Annotated in this window: 13 protein-coding genes; 10 read left to right on the forward strand and 3 right to left on the reverse strand. The window is 69.5% G+C overall.

What is annotated here, in order from left to right:
• Together VGV58_RS22120 and VGV58_RS22125 are read left to right on the forward strand one after the other, a co-directional pair.
• The coding region (locus tag VGV58_RS22120) for a c-type cytochrome (protein ID WP_414644090.1) at positions 1 to 147 on the forward strand (147 nt) is incomplete at its 5' end.
• A 134-nt stretch (positions 148 to 281) separates the two neighbouring features.
• Positions 282 to 746 carry an NUDIX hydrolase gene (locus tag VGV58_RS22125; protein WP_326876212.1) on the forward strand — a complete coding sequence of 155 codons (465 nt, stop codon included), beginning with the start codon at positions 282 to 284 and terminating at the stop codon, positions 744 to 746.
• A 9-nt stretch (positions 747 to 755) separates the two neighbouring features.
• Here VGV58_RS22125 and VGV58_RS22130 read toward each other — a convergent pair whose 3' ends face one another.
• Complete coding sequence (locus VGV58_RS22130) at positions 756 to 1,496, reverse strand: 2OG-Fe(II) oxygenase (RefSeq protein ID WP_326876213.1); 741 nt, start codon at positions 1,494 to 1,496, stop codon at positions 756 to 758.
• Positions 1,497 to 1,681: 185 nt separating this feature from the next.
• On the opposite strand from VGV58_RS22130, the gene VGV58_RS22135 reads away from it, so the two are divergent.
• Together VGV58_RS22135 and cueR are read left to right on the forward strand one after the other, a co-directional pair.
• Entirely contained in the window at positions 1,682 to 4,216 is a 2,535-nt protein-coding gene (locus VGV58_RS22135) for a heavy metal translocating P-type ATPase (RefSeq protein WP_326876214.1), read from the forward strand.
• Complete coding sequence (gene cueR / locus VGV58_RS22140; protein WP_137882742.1) at positions 4,213 to 4,605, forward strand: Cu(I)-responsive transcriptional regulator; 393 nt, start codon at positions 4,213 to 4,215, stop codon at positions 4,603 to 4,605. The genes VGV58_RS22135 and cueR overlap by 4 nt, the downstream gene beginning before the upstream one ends.
• 84 nt (positions 4,606 to 4,689) lie before the next feature.
• Here the strand turns inward: cueR and VGV58_RS22145 are convergent, their stop codons facing one another.
• A complete protein-coding gene (locus VGV58_RS22145) occupies positions 4,690 to 4,971 on the reverse strand; it encodes a hypothetical protein (protein ID WP_326876215.1) in 282 nt (93 codons plus the stop codon).
• Between the two features lie 202 nt (positions 4,972 to 5,173).
• On the opposite strand from VGV58_RS22145, the gene VGV58_RS22150 reads away from it, so the two are divergent.
• The 4 genes from VGV58_RS22150 to VGV58_RS22165 all read left to right on the forward strand — a co-directional run bounded on the left by VGV58_RS22150 (position 5,174) and on the right by VGV58_RS22165 (position 9,320).
• A complete protein-coding gene (locus tag VGV58_RS22150) occupies positions 5,174 to 6,622 on the forward strand; it encodes a cytochrome P450 (RefSeq protein ID WP_326876216.1) in 1,449 nt (482 codons plus the stop codon).
• Positions 6,623 to 6,674: 52 nt separating this feature from the next.
• Positions 6,675 to 6,956, forward strand: a complete 282-nt coding sequence (locus VGV58_RS22155) for a hypothetical protein (protein ID WP_326876217.1) — start codon at positions 6,675 to 6,677, stop codon at positions 6,954 to 6,956.
• 4 nt (positions 6,957 to 6,960) lie between these two features.
• The gene (locus tag VGV58_RS22160; RefSeq protein WP_326876218.1) at positions 6,961 to 7,416 is read left to right on the forward strand and encodes a glycine zipper domain-containing protein; all 456 of its coding nucleotides are present in this window, start codon (positions 6,961 to 6,963) and stop codon (positions 7,414 to 7,416) included.
• Positions 7,417 to 7,484: 68 nt separating this feature from the next.
• The gene (locus VGV58_RS22165) at positions 7,485 to 9,320 is read left to right on the forward strand and encodes a hypothetical protein (RefSeq protein WP_326876219.1); all 1,836 of its coding nucleotides are present in this window, start codon (positions 7,485 to 7,487) and stop codon (positions 9,318 to 9,320) included.
• 16 nt (positions 9,321 to 9,336) lie between these two features.
• Here VGV58_RS22165 and VGV58_RS22170 read toward each other — a convergent pair whose 3' ends face one another.
• Complete coding sequence (locus VGV58_RS22170) at positions 9,337 to 9,909, reverse strand: hypothetical protein (RefSeq protein WP_326876220.1); 573 nt, start codon at positions 9,907 to 9,909, stop codon at positions 9,337 to 9,339.
• Between the two features lie 203 nt (positions 9,910 to 10,112).
• Here VGV58_RS22170 and VGV58_RS22175 point away from each other — a divergent pair, with 203 nt between their 5' ends.
• On the forward strand, positions 10,113 to 12,485 hold the full coding sequence (locus VGV58_RS22175) for a hypothetical protein (RefSeq protein ID WP_326876221.1): 2,373 nt from the start codon (positions 10,113 to 10,115) through the stop codon (positions 12,483 to 12,485).
• Positions 12,482 to 16,021 carry a hypothetical protein gene (locus VGV58_RS22180; protein ID WP_326876222.1) on the forward strand — a complete coding sequence of 1,180 codons (3,540 nt, stop codon included), beginning with the start codon at positions 12,482 to 12,484 and terminating at the stop codon, positions 16,019 to 16,021. Before VGV58_RS22175 ends, VGV58_RS22180 begins: the two co-directional genes overlap by 4 nt.
• Positions 16,022 to 16,053 lie beyond the last annotated feature (32 nt).

The raw sequence follows: 16,053 nt of genomic DNA on the forward strand, positions 1-16,053 counted from the left end.
GAGGCGGTCTTCGCCGAATACATTCGGGATCCCAAGGCCAAGATCCCCGGCACCAAGATGGTCTTCGCCGGCATCAAGAATGACAAGGAGATCGCCGATCTCACCGCCTTCCTCAAGCAGTTCGGCAAGGACGGCAAGAAGCTCTGAAAGACCACTCAAGACCCGCCGCTCCGGCTTGCGGCGGGTTCGCGGCCGGCGCGCTGCGCCTGAAAGTATTGCCGGCTACAAATTTGACTGGCGAGCAGCCCCCCGAATCACCATATGCTGCCGCCGGAGGGCACATGGGGAAGTTGGCAAGGGCAGCGAAGGCGACCGTCTCGAAGAAGGCGGGCGAGCCAAAAGTTCAGATCGGTGCGATCCCATATCGGCACCGGCCGGACGGTGCTGTCGAGATCATGCTGGTGACGACGCGCGAGACGCAGCGCTGGATCGTGCCGAAAGGCTGGCCGATCCGCGGGCTGAAAGGCCATGAGGCGGCGGCACGCGAAGCCATGGAGGAAGCCGGTCTCCTCGGCGACGTCGGCAAGAAGCCCGTCGGCCGCTACACCTACTGGAAGCGGCGCACCCGCGATTTCGTGCTGTGCAAGGTCAGGCTCTATCTTCTGGCAGTGAAGGAGCAGCTTCCGAGCTGGCCAGAACAGGACCAGCGTCGCTGCCAATGGTTCACCCAGGCCGATGCAGCCGATCTCGTCGATGAGCCGGCGCTCGGCACGATTCTCCGGGACCTGACGTTCAAGGCGTCCTGACGGCCTGGTTCAGCGCGCATCATGGAAGATCAGCCCGGTCGTATAGCGCTCGCCAGAGCGCACCCGACTGACACCATGGCGCAGATTGACGCGATAGGTTCCGCGCGTCCCCTGCACCGGCCGGTGCTGCACGGCAAAGATCGCAGCTTCGCCCTGCCGCAGCGGGACAACTTCCGGCCGGGACTGCATGCGCGGGCGCTGCTCGACCAGAGTGAACTCGCCGCCGGTAAAATCCTTTCCCGGCTCGGAAAGCAGGATCACCATCTGGAAGGGAAAGAACAGGTCGCCATAAAGATCCTGGTGCAGGCAATTATAGTCACCAGCGCCGTATTTCAGTAGCAGCGGCGTCGGCCGTTGCTGGCCTTGCCCATGGCAGAGCGCGAGGAAGTCGTCGAGCGCCTCCGGATAGCGCTGGGCAATGCCGAGCGCCGCATTCCAGCGATTGGCGATCGGTGCGAGGCGGCCATAGATCAACGGACGCAGCGCCGCGATCACATCGGGCAGCGGATGGGCGAAGTACTGGTATTCGCCGCGCCCGAAGCCATGGCGCGCCATGACGATACGGCTGCGGAAACGCTGAGGCTCGGCATAAAGCGCGCGCAATGCGGCACACGCATCGGCATCGAGCAGCGGGCCAGTCAGGCCAACGCCATGCTCGTCGAGCTCGCTCTCGATACGCGGCCAGTCGAGGGCGGCCGCGACGTCATCCACCGCCCGTCCTTCCGTCTCACGAAGCGCCGCTATTGCCATGTTCCACGTCCTTCACCGATCCTGCTGGCGATGAAGAAACGCGTCGGCAGCGGTTCGCGACACCCGGTTTCTGCCTGGCAGGAAGCCGGCGGAGCCATCGCGGCAATCAGAAAAAATAGCCGCTTGACCTTCCCATGATGGGAAGGTGTAGCCATCTTCCAACGAGAGAAGGAAGGTGATGCGTCATGACGATGCATGCGAAGCATGAAGGGTCCGCGAGTGGGCTCAGCGTGATCGATATCCCGGTCGACGGGATGACCTGCGCGTCCTGCGTCGGGCGCGTGGAAAAGGCGATCACGGCCGTTCCCGGTGTGAGCGCGGCTGCGGTCAATCTTGCGACCGGCAAGGCGCGGGTGACGCTGGCCGGAGCTGACATCAGCGCCGTCGCTGATGCGATCCGCGGCGCCGGCTACGAGCCGGCTGCGACGACGATCGCACTGGCGATCTCCGGCATGACCTGTGCCTCCTGCGTCGGCCGGGTCGAGAAGGCCTTGCGCGCCGTGCCGGGCGTTCTGAGCGCCGAGGTCAATCTCGCGACCGAGCGAGCCACAGTCCGGGCCGCCGATGGCGGCATCACGCCGGCGCTCGTCGCCGCCGTCGCGGCCGCCGGCTACGAGGCCAAGCCCCTCGACGAGGGACGCAGCGACGGCGGCGATGCCGCCACTGCGCGCCGCGAGGCCGAGCAGGCCGTGCTCGGCCGCGCGGTCGTCGTCGCGGCGCTGGCGACCCTGCCGCTGCTGGTGCTCGAGATGGGGCCGCATCTGAGCGACACCTTCCATCACTGGCTCTATGCCCGCATCGACGCCTTCGTGCTGAAGCTCATCGCCTTCGGCCTCACCACCATCGTGCTGTTCGGGCCGGGCCTGCGCTTTTTCCTCAAGGGCTGGCCGGCGCTGCTGCGCGGGGCGCCCGACATGAACGCGCTGGTCATGCTCGGCGCCGGCGCGGCCTATGCCTATTCGGTGGTCGCGACCTTCGCGCCGGACTGGCTGCCGGCCGGTACCGACTACACCTATTTCGAGACCGGGGCGGTGATCGTCACCCTGATCCTGCTCGGGCGCTGGTTCGAGGCCCGCGCCAAGGGCCGGACCAGCGAGGCGATCAAGCGGCTAGTGCAGTTGCAGGCGCGCTCCGCCCGGGTGTTGCGTGACGGTGTCGAGAGCGAGATCGCGATCGAGCATGTCCGGGTCGGCGATCTCGTCCTGGTCCGGCCGGGCGAGAAGATCCCGGTCGACGGCGAGGTCATCGACGGCGCGTCCTATGTCGACGAGGCCATGGTGACCGGCGAGCCGGCCCCTGCCCACAAGAGCGTCGGCTCGACCGTGATCGGTGGCACGATCAACCGCAACGGCGCGCTGCGCTTCCGGGCCGATAAGGTCGGCGGCGACACGCTGCTCGCCCAGATCCTGCGCATGGTTGAACAGGCGCAGGGCGCCAAGCTGCCGATCCAGGCGCTGGTCGACCGCGTCACCAACTGGTTCGTGCCGGCGGTGATCGCCGTTGCGCTGGTGGCTTTCGCGGCCTGGCTCGCCTTCGGCCCCTCGCCCGCGCTGACCTATGCCCTGGTCAATGCCGTCGCCGTGCTGATCGTCGCCTGCCCCTGTGCCATGGGCCTGGCGACACCCACCTCGATCATGGTCGGCACCGGCCGCGCAGCCGAACTCGGCATCCTCTTCCGCCAGGGCGCCGCGCTGCAGGGCCTGAGCGAGGTTACGACCATCGCATTCGACAAGACGGGAACGCTGACCAAGGGCCGGCCCGAGATGACGCACCTCATCGCCGCCGAGGGCTTCACCGAGGAGGAAGCGCTGCGCCTCGCCGCCTCGGCGGAAAGCGCCTCCGAGCATCCCTCCGCCGAGGCGATCGTCGCCGAGGCGAAGCGGCGCGGTCTTGTGCTTGCGGCCGCGGCTGGCTTCACGGCCGAGCCCGGCCTCGGCATCTCGGCCCAGGTCGAGGGGCGCGAGATCCTGGTCGGCTCGCAGAAGTTGATGGCACAGCGCAGCGTCGCTCTCGGCGACTTGACGAACAAGGCCGCCGCATTCGCTCGCGACGGTGAAAGCCCGCTCTATGTCGCTGTCGACGGCAGGCTCGCCGGCCTTGTCACCGTGGCCGACCAGGTCAAGCCCGGCACGCCCGCTGCGATCGCGGCGCTGAAGGCACTCGGCCTGCGCATCGTCATGGTGACCGGCGACAACCGCGCCACCGCCGAGGCGATCGCCGCCCGGCTCGGCATCGACGCCGTCGAAGCCGAGGTGCTGCCGACAGATAAGGCGGCGATCGTCACGCGCCTGCAGGCCAATGGCGGCAAGGTCGCCTTCGTCGGCGACGGCATCAACGATGCGCCGGCCCTGGCCCAGGCCGATATCGGCATCGCCATGGGCGCCGGCACCGACATCGCGATCGAGAGCGCCGACATCGTGCTGATCTCCGGCGACCTGCGTCATGTGCCGGAGGCGATCGGCCTGTCCAAGGCGACGATGACCAATATCCGCCAGAACCTCGGCTGGGCCTTCGGCTATAATGTGTTGCTGATCCCGGTCGCGGCCGGCGCACTCTACCCGCTCTGGGGCGTGCTGATGTCGCCGGTCTTCGCCAGCTTCGCCATGGCCTTCTCCAGCGTCAGCGTGCTGGCCAACGCACTCAGGCTGCGCCGCTTTTCGGCGCGGCAGGACATTGCCGCGGCGCCGAACCCGGCCCCGGCCTTCGGGAGGATGGGATGAATATCGGACAAGCCGCCGAGGCCTCCGGCGTCAGCGCCAAGATGATCCGCTATTACGAGCAGATCGGCTTGATCGAGCCGCCGGCCCGTTCGCAGTCGGGCTACCGGGTCTATGCCGAGCCGAACGTCCACACGCTGCGCTTCGTGCGCCGCGCCCGCAGCCTCGGCTTCTCGGTCGAGGAGACCGGGGCGCTGCTGGCACTCTGGCGCGACCGCTCGCGGGCGAGCGCCGACGTCAAGACGCTGGCGCTGAAGCATGTCGCCGAGCTCGAGGAGAAGGCGGCCGCCCTGCAGGCGATGGCAGCGACGCTGCGCCATCTCGCCAGCCATTGCCATGGCGACAAGCGGCCGGACTGCCCGATCCTCGACAAGATCGGTTCGCCGAACTGAGAGCCCGCACAGCAAAATGCCGGAGACCTTTCCAGGCCCCCGGCATTTGCCGATACGGGAAGACTGCGTCGTCGGCAGCGCCGCTCAGCGCCGCATCGCCTCGGCGAGGCGCGGCGAGAAGGTGCGTGTCGGCCGGCGGACGACCACGACGGACCGGTTCGGCGTCATCACCGTGGTGCGGTGCGCAGCCTTGCGGATCAGCGGCACGACCTCGGCGACGGGCACGCCCATCAGCTGAGCAGCGAGCTCGGCCTGGTGCTCCGGCGAATCGCTCATGCACTGCGCCGCCGTCACCGCCTCTTCGAGGGTCGGCAGCTCCTTGCGCGGGCGCAGGATGCGCGGCGGGGGATTCTTGTAGTCGGGCATCTCGATTGCTCCTTGGATGCCTAAAATAGCACTTATTGTGCACTGCACAAGATTTGCTGGATTATTCTCTGCAATGCAACAATCGCAGATCGGACTGGCACGCGATTTGCGCCTTCGGAATGCCTGAAACCGGCCGGAGATTGTCAACCTCAGAGCCGGTTCCGATCGGCCGGCTCGAATCGTCTCCATCGGGAGGGATCTCATGAGTGCAGCGGATGCGGCCATGCGGGCCGCGCAGCCCCGTCGACGCCGCCCACCTGCTCCCGTGCCGGAAGAGCACGAGTTCGGCCGGCTCGAATTGCTGCTGCGCCTGCGCCGCAACCCGCTGACGATCTGGCGCACCCGCCATTTCCGCGAGCCGATCGTCGCCGGCGAAGGTCTGTTCGGCTATGGCGTCGTCATCTCCGATCCGGACGCCGTCCGGCATGTTCTGGTCGAGAACGCGGCGAACTATCGCAAGGACGACCTGCAGCGCAGCGTCCTCGCGCCCGGGCTCGGCGAAGGCCTGCTGACGGCGGAGGGCGAGGCCTGGAAGCGGGCGCGGCGGACCTTGGCGCCGCTGTTCACGCCACGCAGGGTCGCGGCGCTGGCCGAGCGCATGACGGCGCCGGCCGAGCGGACGGTGATGCGCATGGCACGCCGACGCAGCGGCCGCATCGTCGACATCAGCACCGACATGACGCGCGTGACCTACGACATCCTGGCCGAGACGATGTTTTCCAACGCGATCGCCGGCGGCGCCGACGCCTTCGGCAAGGCGCTGACCCGCTATTTCGAGACACAAGGGCGGATCGACCCGCTCGATGTGCTCGGCGCCCCCTCCTGGCTGCCGCGGATCGGCCGCTGGATGGCGCGCCCGGCGATCTCGTTCTTCGAGGCGCAGGTCAAAGCGATCATCGCCGAGCGGCAGGGCCTGCATGCCGGCGGGACCTGGCATCCGGAGACGCCGGACCTGCTCGACGCCCTCCTCGCCGCACGCGATCCCGAGACCGGGACGGGCCTCAGCGACGCCGAGGTCGGCGCTAACATCGTCACCTTCATCGGTGCCGGCCACGAAACCACCGCCAACGCCCTGACCTGGGCGCTCTATCTCACATCGCTCGCACCGGATGTGCGCGACGCGCTGGAGGCCGAGATCGACGCCGCCGGCGAGAATCTCGCCGCTGCCGCCCTGTCGGGCGAGCGCCTCGCGCTCACCCGCGCCGTGATCGAGGAGGCGATGCGGCTCTACCCGCCGGTGCCGTCGCTGTCGCGCACGGCGCTGGCCGACGACATGGCGGGCGCCTGCGCCATCCCCAAGGGTGCGCTGGTGGTGATCTCGCCCTATCTGCTGCACCGGCACGAGACGCTCTGGCAGGCACCGGAGCAGTTCCGGCCCGAGCGCTTCCTGCCCGGCGCCCGCGACGCCATCCCGCGCTATGCCTACCTGCCCTTCGGTGCCGGCCCACGCGTCTGCATCGGCCAGCAATTCGCCATGGTCGAGGCGGTGATCGTTCTGGCCACGCTGCTGCGGCGGCTGCGCTTCGACTATGCCGGCGAGGAGGCGCCGATGCCGGTCCAGCGCATCACGCTGCGCCCGGGGCGAGGCATGCCGATGCGCGTCACCGTGCGGCAGGCCGAAGGACGGCCGCAGCCGACCGCGGCGAATTAACCACAGGCACCGGAAAAGCGTTAAAGATGAGCCCGATGTTTTTAAAGATATCGTGCCGGTGGTGTTCGGCGCGACGGAACAGCCACAACGCGAAACGACGCGGAGCCCCGTCGTTCTTGGCTCTTCGACCCATGACTGGACCGCGAACAATTTGGAACTTGGCAGAATCGTGACAAAGCGTGGCGGCTCTTGCCCAAAAAAGGCCAATATGGAACAGATGCCAGGTGTGGTGCTGCGTGGTCCTGCCCGGTTCTGCGAAACCGGCTCTGCCGGGGGCAAGGGCTACCAGATTGCCGGCACCATCAATTTTGGAAGCAACTTTTTACTGGGGTGACGTAATGCATGCCAAGACCTTGAAGGCCGGAACCATCCTCGTCGCGGGCGCCCTCGCGCTCGGCGGCTGCACCCAGTCGCAGGAACGCGTTGCGGCCGGTGGCGCGCTCGGTGCCGGCGCCGGCGCCCTGATCGGCGGCGCGGCCGGTGGCTGGCGCGGCGCAGCGATCGGCGCCCTGATCGGCGGCGTCGCCGGTCTCGTCATCGCCGACGCGATCGAGAAGGAGCGTGCCCGCGAGGCCGCCTACATCGCTGCTCGCTCGGGCGGCTCGAACACCCAGAGCTTCCGCAACTCGAGCGGCCAGGCCGTCGTGGTGCGCGCCCGCACCGTGCGCACCTACAACAACAGCCAGGGCCAGCGCATCCGCGTCGTCGAGCGCAGCGTAACCCGCGAGGGCAAGGCTGCCGGCACCGACCAGGTCGAGGTCAATCTGGCGACGAACGAAGCGTCCGGCATCTGAGCCGCGGCGAAACGAGAACCGGCCCTCCCTCGCTTGCGAGGGAGGGCCCCCATGAGCACCGAACCGAGATGACTGCGCGAGCGCTGACGAAACGAGCCCTATGCCTGACGGTTGCCTGCCTCGTGGCGGCACCGCCGATGGGGGCTACGGCGCAGACGCAGATGATGGCGGGCTTCGATCCGTACAACCCGTTCGGCTCGGCCGCCCAGATCCTCTGGCAGCGCATCCAGCAGCAATGCCCGCAGCTCAAGCTGCCGGTCACCATCGGCATCGCCTCGCGTCCCGCGACGCGCGACGCCTTCACGACCGACCAGGGCAACAACATCATGCAGCAGATTCGGGCTGCATTCTCGAACATCCCCGGCATCACGATGGCGCCCTGGCTCGACATCGACCCGATCAAGGGCATCGTCGACACCGGCGTGCTCGACAATCCGCTGGCCGGCGACAACAAGGAACAGCTCAGCAAGATCCAGCTCGAGGTCCGGGCTTCCGGCTACAAGGCTGGCGCGGCGACGCGCTTCAACCTGTCGGCGCATGGCTGGAACGGCTATGAGAGCTGCTCGCCGAGCCTCGATCCGTTCCCTGTCTCCCAGGATTTCATCGGCGAGGAATACAGCTCGACCGACGAGCTCTTCAACAAGGTCGCCGCCGGGGTCTGGGCGGCCTCGGTCGATACCGGCAATCCGATGACCTTGTCGGTCAGGATGCTGAGCGGGCTGCCTGTCAGCCCCGGCTGGCAGGAATTCTTCTCCGACAAGCTGCGGCGCGCGCTGAGCAAGCAGAACGCCGAGGAGAAGGAAACCAAGATCCGGGCCGAACGCCACGTTTCGCTGGTCATCGCACACGACCCCGCAACCACCGAGGACAAGCGCTGGGAGGGCATGGTCACAGTCGATCCGCGCCCGCTCGGCTATCGCATCTCGGTCAGCGTCAATCGCCGGAACACGACGCCGGTCTCCGAGGACGGGCTGGTCGCGCTCGACGAATTGCCGACGATGCAGCAATGGGCGGCGCTCGGGCCGGAGGCCCAGACGCCCCGGCTCGACCAGACGCCGATGCGGGTCAATGCGCGGATCGAGGGCGGCCGCGCCCTGCAGCAATATCCCTTCCTGGTCGCGCAGGAATCCTATGTCGAGGTCGACATCCCGACCGCCAGCGTCCGCGGCCCGCACCCGGCCGTGCCCGTCGACGTGCTCGGCCGCAACAACGCCGTGTTGAAGACCATCCACATCGTCAATCCGAGCCGGCCGAACCTGCGGCGCTACAAGCTCGGCCCCGGCGAATACACGATCCGGGTCGCCAGCGCCGGCCCCGTCGCGCAGGACTTCCAGCTGCGCGCGCGCGCCACCGACACCAAGGACATGCTGATGCCGGAGGCACCGGGACGGCTGCTGCGCCGGTTCCAGGACTGGTATGCCAGCGTCTCCGAGGATCCACGTACCGGCCAGCGCACCTGCTATGCCTATACTGCCGCGCAGGAAGCCGGGCCGCGCTACTGGCGCGAACAGGCGCCGTTCATCCTGTTGCAGGCCAGCAGTGCCGGCGTCGGCAACGGCGACCTCCAGCACCTGATCGAGGACAAGCGCTATTACAAGCCGAATACGCCCTTCGAAGCGGTGATCCGGGAAGGTGGCGGCATGGTGCGCCGGCTCAACGCCGCCCCGACCGCCGCGGGCAATTTCATCCGCCCGACGAAGCAGGGCTCGAACGGCCAGCCGATCCTCGATATGGACGCGGTCGCCGGCTACAACAGGGGCACCACGCTCGAGATCCAGGGCACGGCGACCGATGGCCGGCCGGCCCATGTGATCTACTCGCTGCAGGGCTACCGCGCTGCCGTCAACGCCATGTCGCTGGAATGCGGCCGCCGCGACCTCGCCAACGCGCTGGTCTGGAAGTAGTCGCCGGCCTATGCGCTCAGGCCAGCGCCAGCGCGGCCCGCGCCGGTCCCGCATCCTGCGCCGGCTCGAACCGGATCAGGCCTCGACGGACATTGGCGGCCGTGTCGAGCACTGCCGGAAGCGAGCGCGCGGACCGCTCGAGCACACCGAGCATGGCCGGTACGAGGCGGGGATCGTTCCAGACCTCCTGCGCCCGGCGACCGAATGGCGCCAGGAAAGGCTCGACCCCGCTCCAGGCCAGAATGATCTCGCGCGGGCGCGCCGCCGCGGCCTCCAGCCCCGACAGGATGCGCTCGATGATCGGGGCCCAGACGCCGTCATCGTAGCGCCCGACCGGCAGGAGCACGATCAGCCGCGCGGCGCCCAGCAGGGTCGCCTGGGCCTGCGAAGCCGCCTGAGCCGGATCGCGGAACAGGCGCGGCAGCAGGCGCGGCGCCAGGAAGCTCGCATCGACTTCGCGCGCGTCCACGCCGGACGCTTCGGAGAGAGCCAGGCGATGGTGCGTGACATCCTCGCCGGCGTTCGCTTGAGCGAGCGCAGCCGGCAGAGCGGCCGGCAAGGCGGCGAAGCAAACCGATTCTGCCGTCATCGCATCCCGCTCCGTCTTCAACCCGCACCGGCCTTCGTCGGCAGTCCGACGCGGCAGGTTTCCGCAAGTGCAGCCAGCCGGCCGCAAGATCAGGCCCGCACCGACAAGGTCGAGCCGAGCGCATGTCTTGCAAGACGGCGGCCCATCGCGCAAGGTCCGCTTACGTCGCCCCGCCCAATTCGTCTTCCCCGGAGCCTGTTTCCGTGACTCTTTCCGTGGCGCCGGTCGCCATCATCTGGGACGGCTCACGTCATGTCGCCGCGATCTGGCGGGACAGCGCATCAGCCCGCTTCATCGCTGCCGAAGAGGCGAGCGGCCGCATCAGCCTGATCGCCGCCGCAGACGCCGGGACGGCGCCGCTGTTCGCGACCCTGCCTCCCGGCAGCCATGTACTCCATGCCGTAACTGTCGAGCCCGATGGCGGGCTGGTCACGATCCCGGTGCAGCTCGACGACAAGCTGTCGCTGACCGAGGCCGATCGCAGCGCGGCCGACCTGGCACTGGTGCAGACCTATCTCGACGATGAAGGCCGGCTGGCTCAGCAGACCGGCCCCGCCGGCGCGGCCCCAACGGCGCTGGCGGCATTGCTGGCCTCCGGACTCAACCGGGCCAGCGGCTCGGACAGCGAGGGTTATCGGCTGCTGGCCGGCCCCTTCCTGCATCCGGACGACGAACGCGCCACGACGACGACACTGACGGCGCGCCGCGGCGAAGCCGGCGGCCTGACGCTTGCCTTCAGCGGCGACGAGGCCGAAACGGCGGTCGAAGGGCTGCTGGTGGCGCATCTGCCGGCAGCGATGCGCGAGGCGCGGCAGAACCTGGCGCAGATCGACCAGGACCTCCGGCTCTCCATCGAGGCCGAGCTCGATACGCTGGCTGCCTCGCCGGCCGATCAGCGCAACGTCGATGCGACGGGGCTTGGCCGCGTCGCCGCGCTGCGCCGCGGCTTCCGCCTGCTCCGGGCCCGCGCCGAGGCCGAAGGCGGCGTGCTCGCGCTCGCCGACTGGGTCGAGGCGGACGAGATCATCATCTTCGCCGAACCGCGGCGCCAGCTCGTCTGGGCGGGCGATGGCGAAGCCGTCAGCGGCAATCCGTTGACGCTGCGCTGGCAGGAGGGCGCCTTCGCGGTGCTCTCGCATGGCACGCGCTACACGGCATCGGCCGCAACCGGACTGACGCTCGGCCAAAGCGGCGGCAACGCGCTGGTCATTGCGACCGCCGGGAGTGCCGCGCCCTTGCATGACGACCTCGCCCTCGCGGCAGGGCGGCTGGCCGAGGGGCTCTGGCGAGCGACGAGCGCGGCCCGGCCGGCACGCCTCGGCGCCATCCTGCGCGAGATCGGCCTGCGCATGGCCCAGGCGCCGACCGGCGCTCTCGCCCGGCTCGATGCGCGCAGCAAGGCCCCCGAGGCGCCGGCAAGCCTGATGGAGGCGCTGGCCACGACGACAGGACTCGACCCGGACCGCATCGACGAACTCGGCGAGCGCACGCTCACCGAACAGCTCGCCATGCTCCTGCGTGCACTGGCGCAGCCGCAGTTCGCGGCGCGAGCCTGCGCCGCACGCCTCGTTCTGCCCATGCCGGGATCGGCACAGGACGAGGCCGGGCTGGAGCGCCTGCTCGCCTGGTACGAGGACCCCAATCTCCCGCAAGCGCTCGCCCGCGAAGCGATGGCGCTGGCCGGGCATGATCGGCGTGCGATGCGGCTTCTCCACGATGTCGCCGCCAGCGTCCATCAGAGCTGGATCGAGGCCGGGCTCGCCGCCGAGGTCGAGCAGGCGATGGCAGCGGCTGCGACGCAACGCGGGCAGCGCCGGCTCTCCCCGCTCGATGCCTTGTTGCTGGAATTGCGCCGACAGCCGCAGCGACAGCCGACACCGGGCCTCGAGGCGATCGCCCGCATGCGCAGCGAGCTCGGCGATGCCGCACGGCAGGCAAGCCAATCGCCGGCGATCACGGACGAGCTCGGGCGGCGGCTCGGCGAGCTGACCCCTGGCGAGATCGTCCTGCTGCACAGCCATTTCGCGTCCCTGAAACGCGAGGTCGAGCAGGCAGCGGCCGCCGCCGACCTCATCCGCGACTGGGAAGAAGTGGCCGGCTGTCCGGGTCTCGCGGCGCGCGCGCATCGATCAGGCGATCCCGTGCGCGGTGCGCAACGGCTCGCGACGGCCAGCCGCAATTTCGCCGGCTCTCTGTCGCGGATCGAAAGCCTTGCCCCGGCCCTGGCCGAACTTGCCACCGCGATCGACGGGCTGCTCGGCCCGGCCGGCGAGGGCACGGCGCGCAATCAGGCCCTGCGGCAGACGCTCGACGGCTATGGCCGCCTGCTTCTGGCGCAATTGGTCCGGCACGAGGCCGACGGCGCCTTCGCCAGCTTGCCCTTCGCCGGGAAGGCGCTGGCCGATTCTCAGGATACCGGCTTCGGCGCCGCCTATCGCCGGCTGAGGGCGGGCAGCGGCGACATGCTGCCGCGCTATCTCGCCGCCGCCGCCGCGCTCACCGGGCTCGATCACCAGTGGGGCACTGCCCTCGCCGCCAGGACCGGGGCAGGCGACGCTTCGAGGCAGGACGCATGACCACTCTGCCTTGCTACAATCTCGAGACCCGTCTCGGAAGCTTCGCCGCGACCATCGCGCTCGACCGCAGCGGCGAACTGATCGACCTCCTCGCCTTCGAGGCGCCCGAAGACATGGTCAAGGCGGTGACGGTCTCGCTGGTCTCGCATGCGCCGAGCCTTGCCAGCGGCATCGATATCGGCTGGCTGCAAGGCAATGCCCTTCTCGACAAGGCCGCAGTCCGGGCGGGCGAGCGTCTGGTGCTGGGGTTGAAGCGCGAAGCCGTGATGCGCGCCGTGGCGAACCACCGCGCGCAGGCCGATATCGACAGTGACGCCAGCCTCGAGATCGCGTTTTCCACCATCGTCGAGACCGGCAGTGGCACCCGCGCCTCGCCGCGACGCCTCCTCAAGATCGCTGCGCTCGCCGGCGCATCCCAACCTGAATGGCGGATCGAGCCGGTCGAGATCGACCTCGACTCACTGCAGGCCGGCAAGCAGATCGCGATCGGCCAGCTCGCGATCGACATCCCCAAGGACATCGTGCTCGAGGGCCGGCGCGGGCTGACCATCGAGGCGAGCTGCTTCGGTATCAAGGCGCAGCATCTCTCGCTCGGCGTCGCCGCCCCGATGGACCATTCGGTCTCGCTCCGGCGCTTCCCGGATGCCGGCACATCGACCAGCCGGCATCTGATCTGGCTCGCCGATGCGCCGGCGCTCGCCGGCCAGGAAGTGCGGCTCGACGTGACGCTGACGCGCGACGCCGTGCTCGACTTCGTCGACGAGACCAGCCAGGCCAATCCGAAGGCGCCGCTGCAGGTCAGGCTGACCGCCAAGCTCGGCGGCTGGGTCGCCCAGGACGGCGCCGGCCATGATCCGGACGGGCCGGCCAAACCCTGGTCGAGCGCGCTCGAATCCCGTTCGGTGCCGATCCTCAGCCAGAAGCGCGGCGAGGCCGCGCTGACCATCGCCGGACAGCACTTCACCTGCCCGCTCGGCGGAACCGCCCAGTTCGAGATCACGGGTGGGCTCAATGCCGAGGTCGACCCGGACGACGAGACCTCGATCGTGCGCTGCGACGGGCTGGTGATCGACCTGCGCCGCTGGCCGCTGACCCGGACCGCGCCGCTGACCGTCGAGGTCAGCAGCAGGATGGGCGACAGCGAAATCGCCGAGCCGCCCACGCCCTTCCCGCTCGAGATCGTGCGCGAGGGCGATTTCGGCCGGCGCGGCCGTGCCGTCGTGCCGATGCAGAACCTGACGACAACCTTGTCGCGCGCCGTGCGCACCAGCGGCGCCAATGTGCTGCGCGGCGAGATCACCGTCTCGCTGGCGATCAAGGCCGGCGACGAGGCTGGCCGGGCCTTCGCGCAGGCGAGCCTGCCGCTGCGCTATAGCCGCCGCGTCCATCGCCTGCCGATCTGCATCGACCTCGGGGCCTCTGCGACCTCGATCTGGTCGGGCGCACCGCGTGCCGCCGGCCGGGCGACCGAGATCAAGCCGCTGGCGCTCGGCACCTGGCTCGCCGCCCATGTCGATCCGCGCCATGGCGAGGCCGCCCTCAAGGATGCCGGCGCCGCGCCGCTGATCCCGAGCCATGTCGGCCTCGATTCCGGCAACAACCTGCGCGCCGACCACGCGCCGCACGCTTTGCCCGACCTAGCCCTGATCGGCTCCGACCGCGCCAGCGTGGCGCGCCGGCTCAAGGCCTTCGCGCGGCGCTATGACGTCTCGGCGCCGGCCCCGCCGCCACAACCCGGCCTGCCCGAGAGCGGCAAGCGGATCGATTCGCTCAAGCATGCGCTGACCTCCGGCGCGGTCTCGCTGACGCTGAACGAGCAGGTCCATCGCTACGATGCCGCCACCGACCGCGTCGTCGCCACCAACACCGTCGAGATCGCGCCTTTGGTCGCAGACGTGCTCGACGAACTGGTCGACCTTTATGTGCTGCGCCTCGGCGAGGACCGCCTGCGGGTCGAGGATCACGCGCCGCCGCCGGTGGTGCCGCGCATCCTCGTCTCCTGCCCGAGCGGCATCGGCGACGAGATCGCCTCACGCTACCGTGCCGCGCTTGAACTCTTCGCCCAGCGCCTGGAGCGGCTCTTTCCGGGCGCCACCAGCTTCCCGGATGCGGCCGTCACCGTGCCCGAGGCCGTGGCGGCGGCGCGCTATGTCGCCAGCCTGCCGGAGGTGCGGGCCGCCGTGCCGGACCAGAGCGAGGCGCTGCTGGTCACGCTCGACATCGGCGGCGGCACCAGCGACGTCGCGCTCGCCTCGCTGCGGCGCGACGGCGACCGGCTGAACCATCAGACGCTCGCCACCTTCGGCCTGCCCGTCGGCGGCGACCTGATCGACGAGGCGCTGACCGGCATCGCCGCGACCTTGATCGACCGGGCGATGGACGGCCAGGACGCGCATTGGCAGCCAGCCTTTGCCGAGGCTTCGCTCGCCCGCGCCATCCAGCGCGAGGACGCCGCCGCGCTGGCGGCGCGCGGCTGGCTGCGCAACGCGGTGAAGCAGGCCAAGGCGCAGCTCGCCACCCGCCTCAGCGAGAAGGCGCAGGCCGCCGGCACACGCTATCGCTGGGATGCGGACGCCGCCGACGAGACCTTCGACCTCGTCCTTGCCGAGCTGAAACCGGACGGCGATCGGGCGGGCCTCTATGTCGCCCAGAACGAGCCGGCACTGGCCGAGGTCACGCAGCGGCCGGGCCTGCAGCTTACGATCGACGGGCCGGGCAAGTCCGGAACGCGCCGGCTGGTGCTGAAGCTCGCGCGCAGCGCCGTGGAGAAGGGCGCGAGCGAAGCCTCGCAGCACCTCGCCGAGATCGGCGCCGTGCTTGGCGGCCTGCTGCCACGCCTCGCCCGCGCCGCCGGCCCGAACCCGGCGCGCCGGCCGACCGTGATCATGGTGCCGACCGGGCGCGCCGCGCTCTGGCCGCCTATCTTCGAGGCAATCGCGGCGGAAGCCGACGCCAGCCGCGCCGCCTTCCCGTTCGAGCGGCCATTCTCGCCGGCTGCGATGAAGAAGGCCGTGATCGCCGGCGCCGCCATCCTCGGCATCGAGGGCGACATGGCCGGCAGCGCCGTGCAGCACAAGAACCCGCTCGGCATCGCCGCGATGGCGGTGCAGATGCGCGATCTCGGCGCCACCGGCCTGCGCACCGAATTCGCAGCCGAGCGCATCCATTATCTCGGCTACGACATCGGCTCGGGTGCGCGCGTCCATGCCGAACATGACGAGGCGGCGCCCAGCCTCGGCGGGCGCGCCAATCTCGGCCGCCGCTTCCAGTTCGTGCGCACGATTCCGGGCCTCGACCCGCAGGGCAAGGCGCTGGCTCGCCTGCGGCCGCTGCTCGACGGTCAGGACCCGATGGTGCTGCTCGAGGGCGATTCGATCGTCGAAGCGCACCGCGAGGGGCTCGACGGCTTCGGTGTCTGCGAGATCATCAGCGAGGTGCTCTCGCCATCGAGCCGCAAGGTCACGGTCGTCGCCGCCAATGAAGGCTGGGAAGCCTGCTGGCGGATCGAGCACGACCGCGTCTCGCGCATCTACTAGGGGATCGCAGGATCGTCATGGCCCGCACGCGA

The organism is Allobosea sp. (assembly GCF_035944895.1).
In the GTDB taxonomy this organism is placed as follows: Bacteria; Pseudomonadota; Alphaproteobacteria; order Rhizobiales; family Beijerinckiaceae; genus Allobosea.

What these genes read in the sequence shown, in the direction of transcription:
- VGV58_RS22170 (WP_326876220.1), bottom strand. Translation starts at nt 9,909, where the DNA reads ATGACGGCAGAATCGGTTTGCTTCGCCGCCTTGCCGGCCGCTCTGCCG.
- VGV58_RS22135 (WP_326876214.1), top strand. Translation starts at nt 1,682, where the DNA reads ATGACGATGCATGCGAAGCATGAAGGGTCCGCGAGTGGGCTCAGCGTG.
- VGV58_RS22160 (WP_326876218.1), top strand. Translation starts at nt 6,961, where the DNA reads ATGCATGCCAAGACCTTGAAGGCCGGAACCATCCTCGTCGCGGGCGCC.
- VGV58_RS22165 (WP_326876219.1), top strand. Translation starts at nt 7,485, where the DNA reads ATGACTGCGCGAGCGCTGACGAAACGAGCCCTATGCCTGACGGTTGCC.
- VGV58_RS22130 (WP_326876213.1), bottom strand. Translation starts at nt 1,496, where the DNA reads ATGGCAATAGCGGCGCTTCGTGAGACGGAAGGACGGGCGGTGGATGAC.
- cueR (WP_137882742.1), top strand. Translation starts at nt 4,213, where the DNA reads ATGAATATCGGACAAGCCGCCGAGGCCTCCGGCGTCAGCGCCAAGATG.
- VGV58_RS22180 (WP_326876222.1), top strand. Translation starts at nt 12,482, where the DNA reads ATGACCACTCTGCCTTGCTACAATCTCGAGACCCGTCTCGGAAGCTTC.
- VGV58_RS22125 (WP_326876212.1), top strand. Translation starts at nt 282, where the DNA reads ATGGGGAAGTTGGCAAGGGCAGCGAAGGCGACCGTCTCGAAGAAGGCG.
- VGV58_RS22150 (WP_326876216.1), top strand. Translation starts at nt 5,174, where the DNA reads ATGAGTGCAGCGGATGCGGCCATGCGGGCCGCGCAGCCCCGTCGACGC.
- VGV58_RS22145 (WP_326876215.1), bottom strand. Translation starts at nt 4,971, where the DNA reads ATGCCCGACTACAAGAATCCCCCGCCGCGCATCCTGCGCCCGCGCAAG.